The organism is Achromobacter sp. GbtcB20 (genome assembly GCF_019091095.1).
Lineage (GTDB): Bacteria > Pseudomonadota > Gammaproteobacteria > Burkholderiales > Burkholderiaceae_B > Achromobacter > Achromobacter mucicolens.
In genome coordinates this window covers 1-252 of the sequence record NZ_JAGXJZ010000716.1, presented here as the reverse complement: position 1 = coordinate 252, position 252 = coordinate 1, and the positions used below count along the sequence as shown (strand labels likewise).

General features: G+C 67.1%; 1 protein-coding gene. It reads right to left on the bottom strand.

What is annotated here, in order from left to right:
• Positions 1–252, bottom strand: a 252-nt coding sequence (locus KVT32_RS30830; protein ID WP_217619510.1) for a hypothetical protein, incomplete at both ends; no start/stop codon positions are given.

Below are 252 nucleotides of genomic sequence, written 5' to 3'. Positions count from 1 at the left end.
GATAGCGCGTATAGGTCGCCGCCGTCTTCGCATCGAGCTTCGCGCCCGCGCTTGGGATGGCCATGATTCTCTCCATCATCCAGTTGCCGATCTCGGCCTTGTAGGCCGATGGGATGCGCTCCAGCGAGGCGCCCAGGCGCAGCATGTCGTCCTCGCTGCCGTCGACCAGGGTGATCGGGCGCTTGCCGCGCTGGGAGGCGGCGGCTTGCAGGTTGAAGGCGAAGTCGTCGAGCAGGCGCAGCTGGGCTTCGG